We start from the raw sequence: 22,984 nt of genomic DNA, 5'->3' as shown, positions 1-22,984 counted from the left end.
GCAGACCCAGGTGGTCCGCTCCTTCGTCGCCGTGCTCATCGCTGGTCCTCCCCTCGTCGTCGTGCCGACGACGCTAGGAGGCCGGTGTGACGTGGAGGTGTCCACAGAGTTGCGATGGAACGCAAACTAATTTGGCCTGTCCCACGTCCACCCGCCCCGCGGCGGCGCCCGCTGCCGCAGGCCTCTCCGCGGGGCGCCGGTGCGCGCGGCACGGTGCGCTTCCGCCCTGGTCGGGCGCACAATGGGGAGTTGCCCTGAACGGCACGACGCACAGGACGTGCACCACCACCGCGACGAGAAGGCGGAGAGCTTGACGACAGTTCGTGCCGACGGGTCCCTCGACGCCGAGATCGCGGCGGAGCAGACCTACGTCAGCGGGCTGCACGGCCGGCTCGACGAGGTGCGCGCCCGCACGGTCGCCCGGCTCGACGAAGCCCTGGCGACCGTGCCGCACAACCCGCAGGCCGTCGGCGAGCGCGAGGCCGCGGTCGAGATGTACGCCCAGCGGATCGTGGCGCTCGACGCCGCCGACAGCGGGCTCTGCTTCGGCCGCCTCGACCGGCACGGCAGCGACGTCCCGCGGTACGTCGGCCGGATCGGCCTGAACGCCGAGGACGGCCGCGAGGAGCCCCTGCTGGTCGACTGGCGCGCCCCGGCGGCGCAGCCGTTCTACACCGCCACGCCCCTGCACGACCTCGGGGTCCGGCGCCGTCGGCACATCCGCACCCGCGGGCGCACCGTCGTCGGCGTCACCGACGAGACCCTCGACCTCTCCGACCCCGACCTCGCCCAGCGCTCCGGGTTGGCCGGCGAGTCGGTGCTGCTGGCGGCGCTCAACGCCAACCGCACGGGGCGGATGAACGACATCGTCCGCACCATCCAGGCCGAGCAGGACCGCATCATCCGGGCCGACCACCGCGGCGTCCTGGTCGTCCAGGGCGGCCCCGGAACCGGCAAGACCGCCGTCGCCCTGCACCGCGCGGCCTACTTGCTCTACACCCACCGCGAGCGGCTGGCCCGCAGCGGCCTGCTCATCGTCGGCCCCTCCCCCGCCTTCCTCGGCTACATCGCCGACGTGCTGCCCTCCCTCGGGGAGACCGGGGTGGTGCTCGCCGACATGGGCGGGCTGCAGCCCGGGGTGCAGGCGCACGCGGTCGAGGCGCCGGAGGTCGCCGAGGTCAAGGGACGGCTGGCGATGGTCGACGTCGTCACCGCGGCGGTCCGCAACCGCCAGGCGGTTCTCGACGGGCCCGTCGCGCTGACCGTCGACGGAACGCCGCTGCGCTTCACCAAGGCCGACGCCGCCCGCGCCCGCAGCCGCGCCCGGTCCGTCTCCCGGCTGCACAACGAGGCCCGGCCGGCGTTCGTGCGCGCGGTCATCGACCTGGTCGCCGGCAAGTACGCCGACAAGCTCGGCGCCGACGTCCTGGACGGCGGGAACCTGCTCGGCCGGGGCGATCTCGCGGCGCTGCGCCAGGAGGTCGCCGCCGAGCCCGCGGTGCACGCCCTCGTCGAGCGGCTGTGGCCCCGCCTCACCGCCGAGCGCCTGCTGCGCGACCTCTTCGCCGACCGCCGGCGCCTCGTGGCGGCCACCCGCGGCTGGTCCGAGGCCGACCGCGAGCTGCTGCTGCGGCCGCCGTCGGCGCCCTGGACGCCGGCCGACGTGCCCCTCCTCGAGGAGGCCGACGAGCTGCTCGGGGTCGACGACAGCGCCGAGCGGGCGGCGGCCCGCCGGGAGCGGCAGCGCCGGCTGCGGCACGCTCAGGAGACCCTCGACCTGCTGCACGGCTCCCGCTCCACCGACTGGGAGACCGAGGAGGAGTCCGAGGAGCTCTCCGCCGGCGACCTCCTGGACGCGGAGGGCCTCGCCGAGCGCCAGGAGGAGCGGGACAGCCGGTCGACGGCGCAGCGCGCCGCCGCCGACCGCACCTGGACCTACGGGCACGTCATCGTCGACGAGGCGCAGGAGCTCTCGGCCATGGCCTGGCGGGTGCTGCTGCGCCGCTGCCCCACCCGGTCGATGACCCTGGTCGGCGACGTGGCGCAGACCGGCTCGGCCGCCGGCGCCAGCAGCTGGGCGGAGGTGCTCGAGCCCGCGCTCGGGCCGCGGGACCTGCGGGGCTGGCGCCTGGAGGAGCTCACCGTCAACTACCGCACACCCGCGGAGATCATGGACGTCGCCGCGGACGTGCTCGCCGCCGGAGGGGCCGCCACCACGGCCGGCCGGTCGGTGCGCTCCACCGGTGAGCGGCCGTGGGCGCGCGCGGTCACCGAGGAGGAGCTGGTGGGCGCCGTCGCCGAGGCCGCGGCCGAGCTCGACCGCGAGGAGGGCACCCTCGGCGTGGTCGTGCCGCGCAGCCGGCTGGCCGCCGTCACCGCCGCCGTGCGGGCCCGGGTCCCCGCGGCGTCCGCGGACGGCGACCTGACCGCCGGCCCCGTGGTGCTCACCCCCGAAGGCAGCAAGGGCCTGGAGTTCGACTCGGTGCTCGTCGGCGACCCGGTCGGGATCCTCACCGAGGGCGTGCGCGGCCACAACGACCTCTACGTCGCGCTCACCCGGGCCACCCAGCGGCTCGGCGTGGTGCACGCCGACGAGCTGCCCCCGGAGCTCAAGCGGCTCGACCCCTGCTGACCGGCCGGCCGGGTGTCGGAGACGTACCTCAGGCCCCGCCGCGCACCCGCAGCCGCACGCCGCTCTTCGGCTTGGCCGGGATGCGGTGCAGCGCGATGGTGAGGTCCTGCTCGGGCACCTCGTAGCCCAGCCGCGCCAGGCGGACGGCGAGCGCCGAGAGCAGCGCGACGGTGATCTGCTCGCCCGGGCAGCGGTGGTTCGTGCGCGGGTCCCCCCCGCCCTGCGGCACCAGCTCCCACTGGCCGATCTCGCGGTCGAGGAACCGCTCGGGCCGGAAGGCGTACGGGCTGTCCCAGAGCGCCGGGTCGTGGTTCTGCCCGTACAGGTCGAGCAGCACCATGGCGTTCTCCGAGATCTCCACGCCGTCGAACTCCCTGCGCGCCGGCGACCGGCCGCCGATGAAGGGCGCGAACGGGTAGAACCGCCGCACCTCGTGCGCCCACGCCTCGGCGAACGCCGGGTCGCCGCTCGCCAGCTTCCCCCGGTTGTCCGGCCAGCGGATCAGCGCGTGACCCGAGAAGGCCATGAACCAGGCGACCGCCGTCGTCGGGCGGATGATGTTGAGCAGCTCCACCGCCGCCACGTTCGCCGGCAACTGGGTGCCGTCGGCGTCCCGGTGCCGCGACACCACGTCGACCGCGGAGCCCTCCTCCACCCGGGTCCGCCCGCTGCGCACGTCCTGGACCAGCTGCGTCAGCCACCTCTCCCGGCGGCCGCGGGCCCGGCGGGCCCGGAAGTGGCGGGGGCCCCCGGTGGCGAAGCCGTCGACCAACGCCACCATGTCCCGGGCAAGGTCGGGCACCTCGTCGTCGCGCACCGGCAGGCCGGCCCAGCGCGCCACGGAGCCGGCCAGCACGCGGCTCGACTCGTCGAACAGCACGATCTCGGGACGGCGGGACCACTCCGGCACCGCGGCGTCCCAGGCGGCCGTGGTGCGCTCCACGAGCGACGCGATGCCGTCCTCGCGCATGAGCAGGGCGACGAACATCGCCTTGCGCACCCGGTGCATCTCACCGTCGAGCGTGTGCACCGCTCCCTTGCCGAAGAGCGTCCCCTGCACCGGCTCGGGGATGGCGTGCGCGCGGCGCACGTGGTCCTCGTCGTAGAGGTAGCGCGCCGCGTCGGGGCCCTCGATGCCGACCGCAGGCATGCCACCGAGCCGCACCCCCACCGCGTGCCTGCCGGCCCGCCGGCGCTCGTCGGGCAGCCAGGCGTAGCCCTTGGACAGCAGTTTCAGGCTGTTCTCCAGACGTGGCATGGACGGTGCCGTGCCCATCCGCGCAGGCGGGCAACCGCTCAACCCGATCGCTGCTCCTGGGTCCGGTCGTCACGGGGGCGGGTGGCGACGTCCGCTGGCGGGTCCTCCCCGTCGGCGGCCGAGCTGCCGTGGCCCAGCCGGCGCAGCAGGTCGGCGACCTCCTGCCCGACCGTGGAGCAGGCGTCCTCGGGCAGCGCCTCCGCGACGCCGGCCAGTGCCTCGGCCAGCGCCCGCTCCTCGTCGTTGAGCAGCCCGCGGTACGCCGGGTCGAGCAGGTAGCCGGTGGGCGGCGTGGAGAGGCAGCCGATGAGGTCCAGCAGCACCTCCAGCCGGCGCGCGGCCTCGGCGGGCGATCCGTCCGCGGGGCTCATCGCCACCGTCTCGACGTCCTGCTCCCACAGCCGGGCGCGGGCCGGGTCCTCCCGAAGCGCGAGCACGGTCCCGGTGCGCCGGGCGATCCCCGGGCCCTGCGTCTGCAGCGCGGTGCGCACCTGGTGGGCGATCCGGATCAGGTCGTCGTCGAGCATGGAGGTGCCGACGAACAGCACGTGCCGGGTGAGCAGCAGCGAGTGCAGCACCCCGGCCAGCGCGGCGCCGGTGTTGCCGAACTGCAGGTACTCCTCCCGCGTCAGCACCACGCTCTCCGGGTGTGCGGCGTCGCCGTGCAGCTTGAGCAGCCACGGCGCCCCCGGCCGGGCCTCCTCGTGCGGCAGCACCGTCACCTGCCGGCCGATGTCACCGGCGGCCAGCTCCACCAGCGGGTCGTAGTTGGTGGTGACGAACTCCTGCACGGGGAGGTCGGCGATCAACGCGTGCGCCAAGGCGTAGGGCCCCGGGCCGAAGCGCTCCTCGACGAACGCCGCCAGCTCCGCCGACCCGAGCTCGCGGGCCAGCAGCGCCGCCGAGTCCTGCGCCGGCAGCCGGGAGAGCCCTGCGCGCAGCGCGTCGTCCAGGCCCGACCGGGTCGCCAGCTCGTCGACGAGCTGCTCCCAGGTGGGCAGCCCCGCCGCGGCGCTGACCCCCGCGCCGATGAAGAGCGCCAGCTGCCCCCGGCGGGCCCGCTCGCCCAGGTCCACGGCGAGCTCCCGCAGGTGCGCGGGCAGGTCCCAGCCGCCCTCCTCGCCGCGCCGCACGCGCTGGGCGGCGGCGAGGTCGCTGGGCCGGCGCAGCACGAGGGCGACGTCGAAGCCGTGCTCGTCGGCGGCCTCGCGCAGCACCGGCAGCAGCTGCTGCAGCAGCGCCCCGCGCTCGCCGGCGGCGCCGCCCCAGCCGGTGCCCAGCGCCGGCAGCCCGACCAGCCGCCGCGCGCGCCCGTGCACCGGCCGGCGCACCTCCCGCCGGGCGACCGCGGCCAGCGCCTCGCGCGCTCCGTCGAGCAGCCACGACAGGCCGTGGCTCCCCGTGCCGTCGGCGCCCCCGTCGACGGTGTCGACCAGCCACGCGCGCCGCGGGCCGTCGCCGGGCACCTCGAGCACCCGCTCGTCCCGCGACCAGGACAGGGCGATGCAGTCGCCGCCGGCCCCCCGGTCGGTGATCAGCTCGTCGGGCAGCAGGGAGCACCAGCCGCGGGCCACCCGCAGCGAGCGGTCGGTGGGCACCAGGACGTCGTCGCACGACAGCCGCGTCAGGTCCGCCCCGGCGACGAAGACGTGTCCGCTCACGGGCGGGCCCATACCCAGGGCCCGCCGGCCATGCGCTCCGGTCAGGCCCCGCAGCCGCCGGCGCCGCAGGCGCACCCGCCGCAGCCGCCGCCGGCCGGCGCCGGGGCGGGCGTGGCGGCCACCGTGCGCAGGTTCGCCGCGCCGACGAGCAGCGGCACCCCGAGCACCGCGACGGCCAGCGCGGCCACCACGGTGGCGACGTCGGCGGCCCGGTCGAAGCCCTGGACCACACCGGTGACCACCAGCAGGGCGGTGACCAGCAGCGTCCACACCAGCAGCGCCAGGCCGCCGCGGCGCGCCGCCCCGCCCCGCCCCAGCAGGCCGAGGGAGGTGACCAGCAGCAGCAGCGGGACACCGACGAGGAGGACCGCCGCGGACAGCCACGCCGAGGCGACGGCGACGACGAGAGCCACGGCACCCGCCACGACGGCGACGCTGCCGAGCGACCGCGCCCGCCCGGCGACCTCGCCGGGGAGCGCGCCCGAGCGGGCACCGCGCAGCAGCACCGTGCCGCGCGCGGCCAGGAACGCCCCGAGGGCACCGAGGAGCAGGCGGGCGCCGGCGTCCCAGATCACGGCGACCACCGCGACGGCGATCATGGCCACGCCCAGGGCCAGCCACCGGGGCCAGGTGCGGCGGGCGACCTCCGGGGTCGCCGCGCTGACCGTGCCGGCCGAGAGGATTCCGGTTCCGTTCGCCACCCGCCCAGTGTCCCTCACGCCGCGCGCCCGGTGGGGAGGCACCGGGACGTGCGCCGTGCCACGCTGATCATCTCCGCGCCCCCGCGGCCGGGACCGAGATCAGGAAGGCACCACCATGAGCGTGCAGGGCAGTGCCCGGTCGGCCGCCGGTGCGGCCGGGCGGGCCGGGAACAGCGACGGTCTCGAGCACCTGGCCCGCATCGGGCTGATCGCCTACGGGCTCGTGCACGTGCTCATCGCCTGGCTGGCGCTGCAGCTGGCGTGGGGCCGCGCCGGGCAGGAGGCCGACCAGTCGGGGGCGCTGGCCACGCTCGCTCAGCAGCCGCTGGGCAAGCCGCTGCTGTGGGTGCTCGCGGTGGGGTTGTTCGCGCTGGCGCTCTGGCAGGCCGCCGAGATCCTCCGGTGGCGGCACGGCTGGTCGGCGTCGGGCGAGGCCCGCAAGCGGGCGGTGGAGAAGACGGTGAAGGCGGCGGCCAAGGCGGTCGTCTACGCCGCCCTCGCCGTGCTCGCCATCCGGTTCGCCACGGGCGGCGGGCAGTCCAGCGGCGGGGCCCAGCAGCAGCAGGCCACCGCCGGCGTCTTCGGCTGGCCCGCCGGCCGCTGGCTGGTCGGCGCCGCGGGGCTGGCCGTGGTGGCCGTCGCGATCTACCTGGTGCACAAGGGCGTCACCAAGCGGTTTCTCAAGGAGATCGACCTCACCGACTGCTCCTCCTCGGCCCGGCGGCTGGTCACCCGGCTCGGCCAGGTCGGCTTCCCCGCGAAGGGCGTCGCCCTCGGGCTGGTCGGCGGGCTGCTGGTGTGGGCGGCGGTCACCGTCGACCCCGACAAGGCCGCCGGCCTGGACGGCGCCCTGCAGACCGTGCTCACCGCACCCGCCGGGCCGGTGCTGCTGACGCTGATCGCCGTCGGGATCGCCGCATTCGGCGCCTACTGCTTCGTCCGCGCCCGGTACCCCGAGCGCACGTGACGGCCCCGCTCCAGGGTCCCGCCACGAGCTCGCGAGTGCTGGGGGGAAGCGCGGTCCTCCGTCGTCTGCACGACGTCGTCGTCCGCATCCGCCGGGTCACCGACCACCCGGTGCTCGTGCACCTGGCCCGCGCCGGCCTGATCGCCTACGGGGCGATGCACCTGCTCATCGCGGTGCTCGCGCTGCGCATGGCGATGGGCCTGCGCGGCGCCGACGCCGACCAGACCGGCGCGCTCCTCGTCGTCGCCGGCGGGCCCGGCGGCCGGCTGTTGCTGGTCGCCATCGGCCTGGGCATGCTGTCGCTGGCCGTGTGGCAGGCCGCCGAGGTGCTGCTCTGGTGGCACGGCCTGCTGGACGGCGACCACCGGGTGCGCACCGCCGTCGTCTGCGCCAAGTGCCTGGCCAAGGGGGCGGTGTACGGCGTCCTCGGCGTCACCGCCCTGCTGTTCGCCCTCGGGTTCGACTACGAGGCCGACGAGCGGCTGCGCGACCTCACCGGCGAGACGCTGGCGATCCCCGGCGGCGCGTTGCTGGTCGGCGCGGTCGCGGCCGGGGTCGTCGCCGTCGGTGCCTACGTCTTCGTCCGGGGCTGCACCGGCGGCTTCATGCGGGACATCGACCTGGCGGCCGCCCCCGACCGCTGGGAACCGGTGATCGAGGTGCTCGGCCGGGTCGGCTACCTGGCGAAGGGGGTGGCGTTCGCGCTGGTCGGCGTCCTGCTGTGGCGGGCGGCCACCTCGCACGACGTCTCGACCGCCACCGGCCTGGACGGCGCGATGACGGCGATCGCGGGCGTGGGCGCCGGACCGTGGCTGCTCGGCGGGGTCGCGGCCGGGTTCGCCGCGTTCGGGGTCTACGCCCTCACCCGCGCGCGCTACCCCGACCGCGACCCCTCCTCCTAGACCTTCGGGCCGCCCGCGACGTAGACGACCTGACCCGAGACGAACCCCGCGCCCTCGCTGACGAAGAAGGACACGGTGTGCGCGATGTCGTCGGGCACACCGGCGCGCGCGACCGGGATGGCGGCCGCGCGCTTCTGCACGTAGGACTCCCACTCCTCGCCGATCCGCTCGGCGGTCGCCTTGGTCATCTCCGTCTGGATGAAGCCCGGGGCGATGCAGTTGGCGGTGACGCCGAACTTGCCGAGCTCGATCGCGAGGGTCTTGGTGAAGCCCTGCAGGCCGGCCTTCGCGGTGGCGTAGTTGGCCTGCCCCCGGTTGCCCAGCGCAGAAGTGCTGGACAGGTTGACGATCCGGCCCCACTTCTGGTCGATCATGTGCTTCTGGGCGGCGCGGGTCATGAGGAACGAGCCGCGCAGGTGCACGTGCATGACGATGTCCCAGTCGGCGTCGCTCATCTTGAACAGCAGGTTGTCCCGGGTGACCCCGGCGTTGTTCACCAGCACCACCGGCGGCCCGAGCTCCGCGGCGATCCGGTCGACGGCCGCCTGGACCTGCTCGGCGTCGCCGACGTCGGCCCCCACGGCCAGCCCCCGGCCGCCGGCGGCCTCGATCGCCTCGACGGTGCCGCGGGCGTCGTCCTCCTTCAGGTCGATCACCGCGACGGCGAAGCCGTCCTGGGCCAGCCGCAGGGCGGTGGCGGCGCCGATGCCGCGGGCGGCGCCGGTGACGATCGCGACGCGGGGCGAGGACTCAGACATGCAGGCTCCTTACAAGAGGTGGGTGGGGGCGGCCCCGCTGCAGGGGCCCGCCGCGAGCGTGCGAGTGGTGGGGGGCAGCGGGGCCCTTTTCACACCCGCTCGAACAGCGCGGCCAGGCCCTGACCGCCGCCGATGCACATCGTCTCCAGGCCGTAGCGGGCGTCACGGCGGTCCATCTCGCGCAGCAGCGTGGCGAGGATCCGGCCGCCGGTCGCGCCCACCGGGTGGCCCAGGGAGATGCCCGAGCCGTTGACGTTGGTGCGCTCCCAGTCGGAGTCGGTGAAGCCCCACTCCTTGGCGACGGCGAGCACCTGGCTGGCGAAGGCCTCGTTGAGCTCGATCAGGTCGACGTCGGAGAGCTTCAGGTCGGCCTGGGCGAGCGCCTTGGCGGTGGCCGGGACCGGGCCGATGCCCATGGTCTTCGGCGGCACCCCGCCCACCCCGAAGCTGACCAGCCGCGCCAGCGGGCGCAGGCCCAGCTCGGCGGCCTTCTCCGGGGTCGTGACGATGGCGACCGCGGCGCCGTCGTTCTGCCCGGAGGCGTTGCCCGCGGTGACGGTGGCGTCCGGGTCGTTCTTGCCCAGGATCGGGCGGAGCTTGGCGAGGGTCTCGACGCTCGAGTCGGGGCGGATGTGCTCGTCGCGGTCGACGACGGTGTCGCCCTTGCGGCCCTTCACCGTGACCGGCACGATCTCGTCGGCGAACCGGCCCTCGGCGGTGGCGGCCGCGGCCCGCTGGTGGCTGCGGACGGCGTACTCGTCCTGCTCCTGCCGGCCGATGCCGTAGTCGCGCCGGAGGTTCTCCGCGGTCTCCAGCATGCCGCCGGGCACGGGGTGGTTCTGCCCGCCGGCGGTGACCCGGCCGCGGGCGAGCCCGTCCTCGAGGAGCACGCCGGGCCCGGGCTTGACGCCCCAGCGCATGGCGGTGGAGTAGAAGGGCGCGTTGCTCATCGACTCCGCGCCACCGGCCAGGACGACGTCGGAGGCGCCGGACTGCACCTGCAGGGCGGCGTAGATGACCGCCTGGAGGCCCGAGCCGCAGCGGCGGTCGACCTGGATGCCCGAGGCCGTCACCGGCAGGCCGGCGTCGAGGGCGGCGACCCGGCCGAGGGCCGGCGCGTCCATCGTCGGGTAGCAGTGGCCCAGCAGGACGTCGTCCACCGACTCGGGCGGCAGGCCGGTGCGCTCCACGAGCGCCCGGATCACCGTCGCCGCCAGCTCCTGGACGGGGACGTCGCGCAGCGAGCCCCCGAACCCGCCGACCGGCGTCCGCAGGGGCTCGCAGATGACCGCATCGCGCACGGTGGTCCTCCTCGTTCGTCCGCTCGGGGAACCCGGTCCGGCCCCCGGCCTGGGTTCCGAGTCTGCCCCTCGGGCGACGGCGGCGCGCCCCCGACCCCCGCGAGACGGTGCGGCGAGGGGTCAGGAGGCGGCGGTGCCGACCCGCTCTCCGCCGAGCAGGTCCCACAGACCGGTGATCTGCAGCGGCCGGATGACCGCGCGGGTGGCGGCGAGGATCCGGAGCCGCCCGCCGCCGGCCAGCGCCTTGCGGTGGGCGACGGCGAGGGTGCAGAGCCCGGCGGAGTCGAGGAAGGTGACGGCGGTCAGGTCGACCACGACCTCCCGCGGCGCGGCGTCGACGAGCTCGTCGAGCACGGCGCCGACCTGCGGGGCGGAGGTGCAGTCGACCTCACCCGAGACGGTGAGGCGGGGCAGGGAAGCGGAGCCCGCCACCTCGAGGGTGAGGGGGGCGGCCGGGAGGACGTCCATCCCGGCGGGGATCGCAGCGGATCCGGTGAGCGAACGGTCGAGCGAGGAAGCGGTCACGGGTTTGCCTCTCGGGCGAGAACCGGACCAGTGAGCCTGCGGACGCGAACGACACGACGACCAGCACTGGGTTCACGGCTGCTGCTGAACCGCAGCTCCGACCGTAGGCATCGCGGGGTCGCGGCGCAAGGGTCGCGTCGCAGGTCACCGGGCGTGCGCGGCGCCAGCCGCGGGACGCTCCGCCGCCGGCCCCGCGCGGCGACGGATACTGGTCCGGTGACCGAGCCGCGCCCCTCGTCCCGCCGCCCGTCCCCGCTGCTGATCGTGGGCGGGCTCGTCGCGCTGGCGGTCTCGGTGGGCGCGTTCGCCGTGCTGGACCCGGTTCTCGCCGCGGCGGTCGCCATCGGCGCGCTCACCCTGCTCGCCATGGCCGCGGCGGCGGCGGACTGGGAGTCCCACGCGACGTTCGAGGAGCGCGAGCTCGCCCGCGCGCGGCGCCGCAAGGAGAAGTGGGAGCGCAACGCCGACGCCCGCGCGCGGGACCGCGCCCGCTGGGAGGCCCACCAGGCGCGGAAGGCCGCGCGCGACGCCTCCCGGTAAAGAGTTCGACGCCCGGGCGGCGCCGGCCTAGCGTCCCTCCCCATGCGGTACTCCGTGCGCCTGCGCACCTCCTGAGCTGACGCGCCGCGGGCCGGTTCCCCCGCCCGCCGTCCGCGCCCGGTCCTTCCCGGGCGCCCGCTCCCCTGCGCCCCCGCCCCGGGCCCCGTCGTGCCCGCGGGGCGCTCCCCACCGCACCCTGCCGGAGGCACCCGTGCCACGCAGCACCCCTCGTCCCACCGGTCCGGCCGCCGAGGCGCGCGCCGCGCTCCCCGAGAGCGAGACCGCCGACTTCGACCGACTGGCCCACGCCGTCCTCGCCTCGCCGTCGGCCCCGCTGGGCCCGCTGCTGCGGGCGCAGCTGCCCGGGACGGCCGGCGTCCGCTGGCTGCGCCAGGAGGGCCTGGCGCCGACCGCCCGCCCGACGGCCCTGACCGCCGACCGGTGGTTGTCGCTGTTCCGCTGCTGGCGGTCGGTGGCCCCGGCGCCCGGGGCAGCCGGGGCGGGCAGGCAGCGGGGCGGCGGCCGGCCGGCCACGCACGGTCACGCGCCCGGCGCGGCCGCCATCCCCCGCTGGGGTTCCTGACGGATCCCCACCGCGTCCTCGGCCGCCAGGTCGAGGGCGCGGTCGGGGTCGGCGAACGCCTCGGCCAGCGCCTGGCGCAGCCCCCACGCGCCGGTCCGCCAGGCCAGGGCCCGCCCGAGCGCGCCGGGCGTCCCGTCGACGTGGTCGACGTCCTCGCCGGGCCACCACGCCGCCTGGCGACCGTCGACGGTGAGCCGCTCGTGCAACGCCACCGCGCCGGGGAGCGCGGCGCGGCCGAGGCGTGCGGCGGCCAGCGCGGCGCCCGGCACCTCCGCCCACTCCAGCCGGCGCAGCGGCCGGCTGGTCACCCGTGGCTCGCCCACCAGCTCGCCGGCCAGCGGGAGGTCCAGCAGGTCGGCCACCGCCTCGGGCGCACCGCCGGCGGGCACGACCGGCAGGTCCACCAGCGGCAGCAGGTGCGGCGCCTCCAGCACCACCGCGCGCTCGGCCACCCGGTCGGGCGCGACGCGCACCCGGTCCGGTGGCTCGACGTCGAACCCGTCGAGTGCGGCGGCCAGCCGGGCGTGCACCGTGCGGAGCACCGCGGGCGGCACGGTGCGCGCCGGGTCGCCCAGCCGGCGGAGCAGGTCGCGGGCGTCGTCGGGGTCGGAGAGCACGTCGCCCAGCACGGCCGGCGGGCGCAGCAGCCCGAGCAGCGGCTCGTCGCCCGGCGCCGGGTCGTAGAGGCCACGCAGCTCGGTGCTGCCGGGGTGCGCCAGCCGCCCGGGCCGGCGCCCGTCGAGGACCGGGTGGGTCAGCAGCCACCAGCGCAGGTACCCCGGCACCGTCTCCCCGCCGACGACGACGTCGGCCCACGCCTCTGCCGGCCCCGCGGCGAGCAGCGCCAGCGCCCCGGGCCAGTCGGCCACCAGCTCCAGGTCGCGGACGGCGACCAGCGGCGGCCACACCGGCGGGGCGTGGCCGGGCAGCCGGTCGAGCACGGCGTCGGCCCACCCGTCGGCGCCGGCCACGTCGAGGTCGTCGGGGTCGTCGGCGCGCACGAGCGCGAAGCCGTCCAGGACGCCGATCGCGCGCAGCGCCCCGGCGTCCGCGGTCGCGGCGAACCCCGGGTCGAGCACGCCCAGCGCACCCTCGGCCAGCACGTCGGCGAGCGGCGACCCCGGGGCCAGCAGCTCCCCCGCCGGCGCGTACCCGCCGTCGGCGTCGGGCAGCGCCAGCTCGGCCAGCCAGGGGGCTCCGGCCGCCTCCGGCGCGGCGGCGACCAGGGCGAGCACCGCGTCGGCCAGGTCGTCGGGGTGCGGCGCGTCGGCGGCGCCCTCCTCGGCCGCCTCCAGCGAGCCCTCCACCGCCGTCCGCACCGCAGGGTCGGCGAGCACCGCCTCCGCCGTCGCCGGACGCGCGCCCAGGCGCTCGAGCAGGCGGCGCGCCGCCCGGGGAGCCACCGCCGCGGGGTCGACCAGCCGCACGGGCAGCGCCGCCAGCCGCTCCACCGGCAGGCCGGGCTCGGGCAGCAGCACCCCGGCGGGGCCGTGCGCCGTGCGCCCGTCGGCCAGCGGCACCGGCAGCGCCGCGAGCTCCTCCCGGTCGGCGTCGGCGAAGGCGGCGTAGAGCTCCGCCCACCACGCGGCCGGGCGGGCGACCTGGCGCACCGCCTCGACGACGTCGGCCAGGCCCGCCCGGCGGACGCCGAGCGCGCCCAGCACCGGCAGGTCGGTGCGCCGCGACCAGGCGGCCGGCAGCAGCCCGGGCAGCACGCCGGTGAGCGCGGCGACCCGCTCCTCGGTGGCGTCCTCCAGCACCACGGCGCGGGACGGCGGCCGGCGCTCGCCGGGCTCCCCGGCGACGGGCAGCCACGCGGTGCGGCCCAGCCGCTCCAGGGCGGCCGCGGTCAGCGCGGCGTCCAGCGCGGCGCCGGCCAGCGCGGGGCGCGGGACCAGCGCCAGCAGCGCGGGGTCGGCGGCCAGGCGCGCGACGAGCTCCACCAGCGCCTGGGCGGCCTCGGCCACCAGCAGGTCGGTGACCGGGCCGGGGAGCACGTGCCGCCGATCGGGGCCGAGCGGGAAGGGCGCGATCAGCCGCAGCGGCAGGGACAGCGGCTCGTCGCCGGGCGTCGGCGCGTGCACCACCTGCGGGCCGGGCAGGGGCCGCGGCCGGCCGTCGTCGTCGATCGGCACCGCCCACGTCACCGTCCAGGCCCGGCGGCCGCGCTCCTCCAGGGGGCGGCCGGCCAGCAGCTCCGCCGGGAGCTCGCCCGACCGCTCGGCCATCGCCCACCGCGTCGGCACGCCGTCCTCGGTGAGCCGCACCTCCGGCGCCGCCCCCTCCCGGGTGAGCACGCGGCGGTCCCCGTCGATCACCACCTCCACCGCCGCCAGCCCCGGCAGCGCCAGCAGCAGCTCCGCCGGCAGGTCGCGGAGGGCCGCGGCGACGCCCGCCCGCGCGCCCCGGCGCAGCGGGAGCACCACCTCGGTGTCGAAGCCCTCGGGAGGCGCCCCGGCGGCCGGCCAGGGCAGCCGCAGCACCGGCACGGCGCCGTCCCGGCGGGCCAGCTCGGGGGCGAGCGCGGGCAGCGCCGCGACCTCGGCCCGCGTGCCCTCGGCGCTGAACCGGACGCCGCCGGTGCGGGAGAGCACCGCCGGCTCGTCGCTCACCGCGAGCACCGCGGCGAAGCCCACCCCGAAGCGGCCGACCGCCGCGGCGTCGTCCCGCTTCGCCGACGCGCGCAGCGTGGCCAGGCCCTGCACCCCGCCGTCGTCCAACGGCGCGCCGGTGTTGGCGGCGCGCAGCTCCTCCCCGGCCAGCCGCAGGCGCAGCCGGCCGGGCACCCCGGCCCGGAGCGCGGCGTCCGCGGCGTTCTGCGCCAGCTCCACCAGCAGCCGGTCCCGGTAGCCGCCCCGGACGAGGTCCTCCTCGGCGTTGGCGTCCTCGCGGAAGCGGGCCGGCGAGGCGGCCCAGGCGGCGAGCACCCGGCGGCGCCGGCCGGCCGTGCCGAAGGGGTCCGCCGGGTCCCCGGGAACGGTGGCGGCCATGCCCCGGACCCTAGGCGCCCACCGCCGTCGGCCCCGCCACCTCTTCGGGGTGAGACGAGGGTTCGCACTTCCCCGGAACGGGCAGGGTGCCGCCACGACCGGTCGGCGGAGCCGGTGAGGGAAGGCGGTGAGGGGTGGCGCTGTGGCAGGCCGCGCGACCGCCGGGACCGTTCGCGGAGATCTGGTGCCAGGAGCTCACGTCCCTGGGCGAGCTCGCCGCTCTGCGCAGCCGTCTCCGGGAGTCCACGACCGGGAGCCGCACCGTCGCCCACCCTGAGCGGGACCACTGGTCCGAGCGGCTGGTGCTGATCGCCGACGAGCTCACCTCCAACGCCCTCCGGCACGGCGGGGCCCCGGTCGCGACGGTCCTCGGCCGCGACGGGGACCGCTGGCTGGTCGCCGTCCGCGACTCGGCGGCCGACGTCGCGCCGGCGCCGGCCCAGGGGCGCGATCCCGGGCTCGGCGGCTTCGGCCTGTACCTGGTCGCCGACCTCTCCCTCGCGCACGGCTGGTTCGCCGAACCCGGCACCAAGACGGCCTGGGCCGTGGTGGACGGCCGCTGACCGGCCGTCCCCGACCGGGCGAACCCCTGCGCAGGTGTCTGTGACCCGCGGGTAACGTGCGCCACATGTCGCTCGCCGATCAGCTGGACACGGTCACCGGCTCCGCCGCGGGAACGGTCGACCGGCACGCCACCACCGAGACCTTCGAGTCGACCGCGCCGGCCAGCGGCGCGGTCGTCGGCGTCTTCCCCGTGCACGACGAGGCCGCCGTCGGCGAGACGGTCGCCCGCGCCCGCGTCGCCGCCCAGCAGTGGGCGGGGCTGGGTTTCGACGGCCGCAAGCAGCGGCTCTCGGCCTACCGCGGCTACGTCGCCCGGCGCATGCACGAGCTCGCCGACCTGGTGCACCGCGAGAACGGCAAGCCGCACGCCGACGCGATCCTCGAGATCAGCCTCGCCGTCGACCACCTCGCCTGGGCCGCCGGCCACGCCCGCAAGGCCCTCGGCCCGCGCCGGGTGAACCCCGGGATGCTGGCGGCCAACCACGCCGCCTACCTGGAGTACCAGCCGCTCGGCGTCATCGGTGTCATCGGCCCCTGGAACTACCCGGTGTTCACGCCGATGGGCTCGATCGCCTACGCCCTCGCCGCCGGCAACGCCGTCGTCTTCAAGCCCTCCGAGCACACCCCCGCCGTCGGCGCGTGGCTGGCCGCCGCCTGGCGGGCCGCCGTCCCCGACTGCGCGGACGCCTTCCAGGTCGTCACCGGCTACGGCGCCACCGGCGCGGCGCTCTGCCGCGTGCCCGTCGACAAGCTCGCGTTCACCGGCTCGGCGGCCACCGGCAAGAAGGTCATGGCCGCCTGCGCCGAGACCCTCACCCCGGTGCTCATGGAGCTCGGCGGCAAGGACGCGATGATCGTCGACGACGACGCCGACGTGGCCGCCGCCGCGGACGCCGCCGTCTGGGGCGCGATGAGCAACGGCGGCCAGACCTGCATCGGGATCGAGCGCGTCTACGCCACCGAGGCGGTCTACGACCGCTTCGTCGACGCCCTCACCGCCCAGGTGCGCACGCTGCGCCCCGGTGCCGACGGCGAGGCGACCTACGGCCCGATGACCATGCGCTCGCAGATCGACGTCGTCCGCCGGCACGTCGCCGACGCCGAGGCCGCGGGCGCCCGGGTCATCACCGGCGGCACGGACGCCGACGCGTTCCCCGCCGAGGGCTACGTCGCGCCGACCGTGCTGCTCGACGTCCCCGAGGACTCCTCGGCGGTCACGGAGGAGACCTTCGGCCCCACGCTGACCATCACCAAGGTGCGCGACGCCGAGGAGGCCCTGCAGCGGGCCAACGACACCACGTACGGCCTGGCCGGCGCGGTCTTCTCCGCCTCCAAGGAGAAGGCCATGGACCTCGCCCGCCGGATGCGCAGCGGCATGACGTCGATCAACTCGGTGCTGACCTTCGCGTCGGTGCCGGCACTGCCCTTCGGCGGCGTGGGCGACTCCGGCTTCGGCCGCATCCACGGCGAGGACGGGCTGAAGGAGTTCACCCGCGCCAAGGCCATCACCCGCCAGCGGGTGGCGCTGCCGGTCAACCTGATGAGCTTCGGCCGGCCGGAGAAGGCCGCCGACGCGATGGCCCGGGTCATGGGCATGGTGCACGGGCGGCACCGGTGAGCGGCGAGGTGCGCGTGGCCGACGAGTACGACGTCGTCGTCGTCGGGGCGGGCTCGGCCGGCAGCGCGCTGGCCGGGCGGCTCAGCGAGGACCCGGGGCTCCGCGTGCTGGTGCTGGAGGCCGGCGGCACCGACGACGTGCTCGAGGTGAAGATCCCGGCCGGGCTCTACAAGGTCTGGCGCACCCGCCACGACTGGAACTACACCACCGACCAGCAGCCGGGCCTCGGCGGCCGCAGGCTCTTCTGGCCCCGCGGCAAGCTGCTCGGCGGCTCCTCGTCGATCAACGCGATGATCTACGTCCGCGGGGCGCGCGCCGACTACGACGAGTGGGCCGAGCTGACCGGTGACCCGTCCTGGTCCTACGACCGCGTGCTCCCGCTGTTCAAGCGGATGGAGGACAACGCCCGCGGCGCCGACGAGTGGCACGGGGTCGGCGGCCCGCTGCGCGTGGAGGACCTGCGCTCCCCCCACCCGTGGACGACGGCGGTCGTCGAGGCGGCGGTGGCCAGCGGCTACCCGCGCAACGCCGACTTCAACGGCGCCGCGCAGGAGGGCGTCGGCCGGTACCAGGTGACGCAGAAGCGCGGCCGCCGCTGGTCGGCCGCCGATGCCTACCTGCACCCCGCCGCCAGCCGGCCCAACCTCACCGTGCGGACCGGGGCGCTGACCACCCGGGTGCTGGTCGAGAGCGGCCGAGCCACCGGCGTCGAGTACCGCGCGGGCGGGCAGCTGCGCACGGTGCGCGCCACCCGCGAGGTGGTGCTCTCCGGCGGCGCGGTGAACTCGCCGCAGCTCCTCATGCTCTCGGGGATCGGCCCGGCCGAGCACCTGCGCGAGGTCGGCGTCGACGTCGTCCACGACCTCCCGGGGGTGGGCGCCGGCCTGCAGGACCACCCGCTCGTGCCGGTGGTCTGGAACGTGCGCTCGGGGAGGTCGCTGCGGCTGGCCGAGACACCGGTCAACCTCGCGAGGTGGAAGGTGGCCGGCCGCGGCCCGCTCACCTCGAACCTCGCCGAGGCGGGCCTCTTCACCCGCTCGAACCCGGAGCTCGCCGAGCCGGACCTGCAGATGCACTTCCTGCCCGTGAAGTTCTGGAAGCAGGCGGAGGTCGACCCCGACGCCGAGGCGTTCACCTCCGCCGTCGTGCTGGTGCGCGTGCACTCGCGCGGCTCGGTGCGGCTGCGCTCGGCCGACCCGACGTGGGCGCCGGCCATCGACGCCGGCTACCTCACCGACGAGCGGGACCTCGACGCGCTGGTGTCCGGCGTCGAGCAGGCGCGGGAGATCGCCCGGGCGGCACCGCTCGCGTCGGTTCTCGCCGAGGAGTGGTCGCCGGGCGGGACGGTGCACGGTCGGGAGGCGCTGCGGCAGTCGGTGCGCGACACCCTGGAGTCGCTGTACCACCCGGTCTCCTCCTGCCGGATGGGCGCCGACGACATGGCCGTGGTCGACCCGCAGCTCCGGGTGCGCGGCATCGAGGGCCTGCGCGTCGTCGACGCCTCGGTCATGCCGACGCTGGTGCGCGGCAACACCAACGCGCCGACGATCATGATCGCCGAGCGGGCGGCCGACCTGATCCTGGGCCGCTCCCCCGCGGCCGTCCTCGCGACCGCGCACTGACGCCGTCCCGCGCCGGGATCAGGGGACCTGATCCCGGCGCGTCCTCCCTCGCGGTCGGCGGTGAGGGAGGACGCGGCGCGGTGAGGGAGGAGCCCCTCGCTCAGCCGTGGGCCTGGGCGGCAGCCGCCTCCCCGCGCTCGGCCGGGAGCGCGGTCGTCGTGGGCGGGGGCAGGTTCCGGCGGATGGAGATCGACGCCGCCGCGGCCAGCAGGCACAACCCGCCGGCGAGGAACCAGGCCAGGTCGTAGGAGCCGGTGACGTCGCGGATCACCCCGCCGCCGAACGCCGCGACCGCCGCGCCGACCTGGTGGGAGGCGAAGACCCAGCCGAAGACGACGGGCGCGCGGGCGCCGAAGTGCTCGCGGCAGAGCGCCAGCGTGGGCGGCACCGTGGCCACCCAGTCCAGGCCGTAGAAGACGATGAACGCGATCATGCTGACGTGCAGGTCCGGCCCGAACAGGGTGGGCAGCGCGAACAGCGACAGCCCGCGGAGGCCGTAGTAGGCCAGGAGCAGCACCCGCGGGTCGACGCGGTCGGTGAGCCAGCCGGAGAAGATCGTGCCGGCGATGTCGAAGAGCCCGACCACGGCGAGCAGGCCGGCCGCCGTCGTCACCGGCATGCCGTGGTCGTGCGCGGCCGGGATGAAGTGCGGCTGCACCAGCCCGTTGGTCGACATGCCGCAGATGAAGAAGCCGGCCGCCAGCAGCCAGAACGGCCGTGACCTCGCCGCGAGCACCAGCCCCTGCACCGCCGCGCGGGCGGCCCCGGCGCGGACGGGCTCGACGTCGTCGGCCGCCGTCCCGCCGTAGGGGACGGCGCCCACGTCGCGGGGCCGGTCGCGGAGCAGCCAGGCCACCAGCGGGAGGACGGCGAGGGCGGCGGCCGTCGTCCCCAGGGATGCCGCCCGCCAGCCCCAGGCGGAGTCGATCCAGGCCACGAGCGGCAGGAACACCAGCTGCCCGGCGGCGCCGCCGGCGGTGAGGATGCCGGAGACCAGGCCGCGGCGGGCGACGAACCAGCGGCCGGTCACCGTGGCCACCAGCGACAGCGCCATGGACCCCGAGCCCAGGCCGACCAGCACGCCCCACAGCAGCACCAGCTGCCAGCTCGCGGTCATGAACACGGTCAGCCCGCTGCCGAGCGCGACGACGACGAGCGCGGCCATGACCACCCGGCGGATGCCGAAGCGCTCCATCAGCGCGGCGGCGAAGGGAGCGGTCAGCCCGTACAGCGCCATGTTGACCGCGACCGCGGCCGAGATCGTGGAGACCGACCAGCCGAACTCCGCGCGCAGCGGGTCGATGAGCACGCCCGGCACCGCGCGGAACGCAGCGGCCCCCACGAGCGCCAGGAAGGTCACCGCGGCGACCCACCAGGCCGGGTGGATCCGGTGCGTGCGCGGCGGGGCGAGGGCGGTCACGGCGGAGAGCATGACGGGCGGGCGGCCTGCCGGGCGAGTGGCCGGGCGGCCAACCTGTGCAAGGATCCGGCCATGCCGACGAGCGGTCGCCCACCGCGGCACGAGGTCGCCGTCCTGGCGCTGCCCGAGACCATGGCGTACGAGGTGGGCCTCCCCCACCAGTTCTTCGGCAGCGCCGTGGACGCCCGGGGCAGCAGGCTCTACCGGGTGCGGGTGGCCAGCCTTGACGGCGGGCCGGTGCGCACCTCGGCCGGCTTCTCGCTGCTCCCCGAGCACGACGCCTCGATCCTCGACACGGCGGAGACGGTCGTCGTCCCGGGCGTCCACGGCACCTCGGCCATGCGCGACGGCACCGTGCCCGAGGAGCTGGCCCGGCTGCTCCGCCGGGCGGCCGGGCGCTCCCGCCTGGTCTCGATCTGCACCGGGGCCTTCGTGCTCGCCGCCGCCGGGCTGCTCGACGGCCGGCGGGCGACCACCCACTGGGTGCACGCCCCGGCCTTCGCCGACCTCTTCCCGCTGGTGCACCTGGACCCCGACGTGCTCTTCGTCGACGACGGCGACGTCCTCACCTCGGCCGGCAACGCGGCCGGGATCGACCTCCTCCTGCACGTGATCCGCCGGGACCACGGCAGCGAGGTGGCCGGCCGGGTCGCCCGGCGCAGCGTCGTCGCCCCGTGGCGGGACGGCGGCCAGTCGCAGTTCATCGAGCGGCCCGTGCCCGAGCTCGGTGACTCCGGCACGGCGGCCACCCGCGCCTGGGCGCTGGAGCACCTCGCCGAGCCGCTCACCCTGGCCGACCTCGCCGCGCACGCGCGGATGAGCGTCCGCACCTTCACCCGGCGCTTCCGCGAGGAGACCGGGTCCTCGGCCACCCGGTGGCTGGTGCAGCAACGGGTCGCCCTCGCCCGCCGGCTGCTGGAGTCGACCGACGTGCCGGTCGAGCGGGTCGCCGAGCGGTCCGGCTTCGGGACGACGGCGTCGATGCGCCAGCACCTGCACGCCGCCATCGGGGTCGCGCCGCTGGCCTACCGCCGCACCTACCGCGGACCGACGGCTCACCCGATGTGACGGGGGACTCCCCCCACCTGGGACCACGACGCGGTGATCTCTGGTTGAGTACTACGTACCGGCGCCGCCCTCGCTCATCCGGAGCGGCAGGAATCGACGTCGGGCTGAGGCTGCGCCACCTTGGTGCGCCCGGCTGACCGACGTCTCGCCGACGATGCGACCCGCCCTGCCACCGTGCAGACGTGCCGGGGCTCGCACTCGCCGAGGTGCTCGTGCGGCCACTCGAGCGTCGAAGGACCCCAGTGACCTCCATCAGCAACTCCCCTGCCTCCTCCGAGACCCCCCGCCGCCGTCGCGGTGGGCGCGGCCGCGGCACCCGCCCGGCCGGCGAGCAGCAGGTCCAGCACAGCCCCGCGCCCGCGGCCGTGCCCGCGCCCGTCGTGGTCCCGGTCGGCGCCGACGCCACCGTGCTCCCCACCGACACCAGCTTCGAGGCCCTCGGCGTCCCCGCGCCGCTGGTCGAGGTGCTCACCGGCAGCGGCATCACCGCGCCGTTCCCGATCCAGGTCGCCACGCTGCCCGACAGCCTCGGCGGCCGCGACGTCCTCGGCCGCGGGCGCACCGGGTCGGGGAAGACCCTCGCCTTCTCGATCCCGCTGGTCTCCCGGCTCGCCACCTCCGGCTCCCGCCGGCAGGCCAAGCGCCCCCGCGCCCTCGTGCTGGTGCCGACCCGCGAGCTGGCCAACCAGGTCTTCGCCGTCGTCGACCCGCTGGCCCGCGCGCTCGGCATGAACGCCACCACGATCTTCGGCGGCGTCGGCCAGAACCCGCAGGTCCAGGCGCTGTCCCGCGGCGTCGACATCGTCATCGCCTGCCCCGGCCGGCTCGAGGACCTCATCGGCCAGGGGCACTGCGACCTCGGCGGCGTGGAGATCACCATCCTCGACGAGGCGGACCACATGGCCGACCTGGGCTTCCTGCCGGGCGTCAAGCGCCTCATGGACCGCACCCCGAAGACCGGTCAGCGGCTGCTGTTCTCCGCCACCCTGGACAACGGCGTCGACGTGCTGGTGAAGCGCTACCTGAGCAGCCCGGTGACCCACTCGGTCGACCCGGCCGTCGCCCCGGTCAGCACCATGACCCACCACGTCTTCCACGTGCAGACCGCTGACAAGGGTGAGGTCGTCCGCCAGCTCGCGTCCGGCCTGGGCCGCAGCGTGCTGTTCACCCGCACCAAGCACCAGGCGAAGAAGCTCGCCAAGCAGCTCACCGCCCAGGGCATCCCCGCGGTCGACCTGCACGGCAACCTGAGCCAGAACGCGCGCGAGCGCAACCTCGAGGCGTTCAGCAACGGCTCGACCCGGGTGCTGTGCGCGACCGACATCGCCGCCCGCGGCATCCACGTCGACGACGTCGCGCTGGTCGTGCACGTCGACCCGCCGACCGAGCACAAGGCCTACCTGCACCGCTCGGGCCGCACGGCCCGCGCCGGTGCCGGCGGCATCGTCGTCACCATCACCACGCCCGACATGGTCGGCGAGGTGCGCACGCTCACCCGCCAGGCCGGCATCAACCCGGTGGTCAGCCAGGTGCGCCCGGGTTCCACGGAGATCGCGGAGCTCGCCGGTCCGGCGGCCCCCTACGTGGAGCCGGCCCCCGCGCCCGAGCCGCAGCCGCAGGGCTCCGGCGGTGGACGCCGCCGGCGTGGCGGCTCGGGCTCCGGTTCGGGCTCGGCCGCGGCCAAGCCCGCCGGCTCGTCCGGGCGCAGCGGCGGCTCGGGTTCCGGCCGGCCCAGCGGCCCGGCCCGCACCCGCGCCGAGCTCGCCGCCCGGGCCGGCTCGTCGTCGGCCGCCTCGTTCAGCGCCCGCTCCCGCCGAGGCCGCTGAGCACACGGGTGGGGTGGCCGGACGTCTCCGGCCACCCCACCCGTCCTC

Annotated in this window: 18 protein-coding genes; 10 read left to right on the top strand and 8 right to left on the bottom strand. The window is 76.6% G+C overall.

Annotated elements, in window-relative coordinates:
• Positions 1-310 precede the first annotated feature (310 nt).
• Positions 311-2,632: a HelD family protein gene (locus ACI794_RS11220; RefSeq protein ID WP_456616383.1), complete on the top strand. Its 2,322-nt coding sequence runs from the start codon at positions 311-313 to the stop codon at positions 2,630-2,632.
• 28 nt (positions 2,633-2,660) lie between these two features.
• On the opposite strand, the gene ACI794_RS11215 is transcribed toward ACI794_RS11220, so the two are convergent.
• Genes ACI794_RS11215 through ACI794_RS11205 form a run of 3 tightly spaced genes read right to left on the bottom strand, consistent with a single transcriptional unit; the run spans position 2,661 to position 6,252 of the window.
• Positions 2,661-3,890 (bottom strand): cytochrome P450, encoded by a 1,230-nt coding sequence (locus tag ACI794_RS11215; RefSeq protein WP_456616382.1) that lies wholly within the window; start codon positions 3,888-3,890, stop codon positions 2,661-2,663.
• A 38-nt stretch (positions 3,891-3,928) separates the two neighbouring features.
• The gene (locus tag ACI794_RS11210; protein ID WP_456616381.1) at positions 3,929-5,551 is read right to left on the bottom strand and encodes an SIR2 family protein; all 1,623 of its coding nucleotides are present in this window, start codon (positions 5,549-5,551) and stop codon (positions 3,929-3,931) included.
• Between the two features lie 41 nt (positions 5,552-5,592).
• Positions 5,593-6,252: a hypothetical protein gene (locus ACI794_RS11205; RefSeq protein ID WP_456603555.1), complete on the bottom strand. Its 660-nt coding sequence runs from the start codon at positions 6,250-6,252 to the stop codon at positions 5,593-5,595.
• A 115-nt stretch (positions 6,253-6,367) separates the two neighbouring features.
• Between ACI794_RS11205 and ACI794_RS11200 the strand changes: the two genes are divergently transcribed.
• Positions 6,368-7,219 (top strand): DUF1206 domain-containing protein, encoded by an 852-nt coding sequence (locus ACI794_RS11200; protein WP_456603554.1) that lies wholly within the window; start codon positions 6,368-6,370, stop codon positions 7,217-7,219.
• 35 nt (positions 7,220-7,254) lie between these two features.
• Positions 7,255-8,121, top strand: a complete 867-nt coding sequence (locus tag ACI794_RS11195; RefSeq protein WP_456616380.1) for a DUF1206 domain-containing protein — start codon at positions 7,255-7,257, stop codon at positions 8,119-8,121.
• Here the strand turns inward: ACI794_RS11195 and fabG are convergent.
• The 3 genes from fabG to ACI794_RS11180 all read right to left on the bottom strand — a co-directional run bounded on the left by fabG (position 8,118) and on the right by ACI794_RS11180 (position 10,705).
• Positions 8,118-8,879: a 3-oxoacyl-ACP reductase FabG gene (gene fabG / locus ACI794_RS11190; protein ID WP_456579936.1), complete on the bottom strand. Its 762-nt coding sequence runs from the start codon at positions 8,877-8,879 to the stop codon at positions 8,118-8,120. The two genes, ACI794_RS11195 and fabG, sit on opposite strands and share 4 nt — an antisense overlap.
• 89 nt (positions 8,880-8,968) lie before the next feature.
• A complete protein-coding gene (locus ACI794_RS11185) occupies positions 8,969-10,180 on the bottom strand; it encodes an acetyl-CoA C-acetyltransferase (protein WP_456579937.1) in 1,212 nt (403 codons plus the stop codon).
• Positions 10,181-10,300: 120 nt separating this feature from the next.
• A complete protein-coding gene (locus ACI794_RS11180) occupies positions 10,301-10,705 on the bottom strand; it encodes an STAS domain-containing protein (RefSeq protein WP_456603552.1) in 405 nt (134 codons plus the stop codon).
• Between the two features lie 216 nt (positions 10,706-10,921).
• Between ACI794_RS11180 and ACI794_RS11175 the strand changes: the two genes are divergently transcribed.
• Complete coding sequence (locus tag ACI794_RS11175; protein WP_456603551.1) at positions 10,922-11,245, top strand: hypothetical protein; 324 nt, start codon at positions 10,922-10,924, stop codon at positions 11,243-11,245.
• Positions 11,246-11,456: 211 nt separating this feature from the next.
• Positions 11,457-11,828, top strand: coding sequence for a hypothetical protein (locus ACI794_RS11170; protein WP_456579940.1), 372 nt, complete (start codon positions 11,457-11,459; stop codon positions 11,826-11,828).
• Here the strand turns inward: ACI794_RS11170 and ACI794_RS11165 are convergent.
• A complete protein-coding gene (locus ACI794_RS11165) occupies positions 11,786-14,818 on the bottom strand; it encodes a sacsin N-terminal ATP-binding-like domain-containing protein (RefSeq protein WP_456616379.1) in 3,033 nt (1,010 codons plus the stop codon). The two genes, ACI794_RS11170 and ACI794_RS11165, sit on opposite strands and share 43 nt — an antisense overlap.
• Before the next feature lie 134 nt (positions 14,819-14,952).
• Between ACI794_RS11165 and ACI794_RS11160 the strand changes: the two genes are divergently transcribed.
• The 3 genes from ACI794_RS11160 to ACI794_RS11150 all read left to right on the top strand — a co-directional run bounded on the left by ACI794_RS11160 (position 14,953) and on the right by ACI794_RS11150 (position 18,622).
• Positions 14,953-15,381, top strand: coding sequence for an ATP-binding protein (locus tag ACI794_RS11160; protein WP_456603548.1), 429 nt, complete (start codon positions 14,953-14,955; stop codon positions 15,379-15,381).
• Between the two features lie 65 nt (positions 15,382-15,446).
• Positions 15,447-17,000, top strand: a complete 1,554-nt coding sequence (locus tag ACI794_RS11155; RefSeq protein WP_456616378.1) for an aldehyde dehydrogenase family protein — start codon at positions 15,447-15,449, stop codon at positions 16,998-17,000.
• The gene (locus ACI794_RS11150; RefSeq protein WP_456603547.1) at positions 16,997-18,622 is read left to right on the top strand and encodes a GMC family oxidoreductase; all 1,626 of its coding nucleotides are present in this window, start codon (positions 16,997-16,999) and stop codon (positions 18,620-18,622) included. Before ACI794_RS11155 ends, ACI794_RS11150 begins: the two co-directional genes overlap by 4 nt.
• 100 nt (positions 18,623-18,722) lie before the next feature.
• Here the strand turns inward: ACI794_RS11150 and ACI794_RS11145 are convergent, their stop codons facing one another.
• Entirely contained in the window at positions 18,723-20,042 is a 1,320-nt protein-coding gene (locus ACI794_RS11145) for an MFS transporter (RefSeq protein WP_456616377.1), read from the bottom strand.
• 72 nt (positions 20,043-20,114) lie between these two features.
• On the opposite strand from ACI794_RS11145, the gene ACI794_RS11140 reads away from it, so the two are divergent.
• Both ACI794_RS11140 and ACI794_RS11135 read left to right on the top strand, forming a co-directional pair.
• The gene (locus ACI794_RS11140; protein ID WP_456603545.1) at positions 20,115-21,110 is read left to right on the top strand and encodes a GlxA family transcriptional regulator; all 996 of its coding nucleotides are present in this window, start codon (positions 20,115-20,117) and stop codon (positions 21,108-21,110) included.
• Between the two features lie 242 nt (positions 21,111-21,352).
• Entirely contained in the window at positions 21,353-22,936 is a 1,584-nt protein-coding gene (locus ACI794_RS11135) for a DEAD/DEAH box helicase (protein WP_456616376.1), read from the top strand.
• The last annotated feature ends 48 nt before the right edge of the window (positions 22,937-22,984 follow it).

It is taken from the genome of Blastococcus sp. SYSU DS0541 (assembly GCF_054050875.1).
This window is presented reverse-complemented; position numbering and strand designations above follow the sequence as displayed.

Bases quoted from the DNA above. Each gene is read 5' to 3' on its own strand.
- ACI794_RS11215 (WP_456616382.1), bottom strand. From the start codon at position 3,890: ATGCCACGTCTGGAGAACAGCCTGAAACTGCTGTCCAAGGGCTACGCC.
- ACI794_RS11200 (WP_456603554.1), top strand. From the start codon at position 6,368: ATGAGCGTGCAGGGCAGTGCCCGGTCGGCCGCCGGTGCGGCCGGGCGG.
- fabG (WP_456579936.1), bottom strand. From the start codon at position 8,879: ATGTCTGAGTCCTCGCCCCGCGTCGCGATCGTCACCGGCGCCGCCCGC.
- ACI794_RS11165 (WP_456616379.1), bottom strand. From the start codon at position 14,818: ATGGCCGCCACCGTTCCCGGGGACCCGGCGGACCCCTTCGGCACGGCC.
- ACI794_RS11155 (WP_456616378.1), top strand. From the start codon at position 15,447: ATGTCGCTCGCCGATCAGCTGGACACGGTCACCGGCTCCGCCGCGGGA.
- ACI794_RS11140 (WP_456603545.1), top strand. From the start codon at position 20,115: ATGCCGACGAGCGGTCGCCCACCGCGGCACGAGGTCGCCGTCCTGGCG.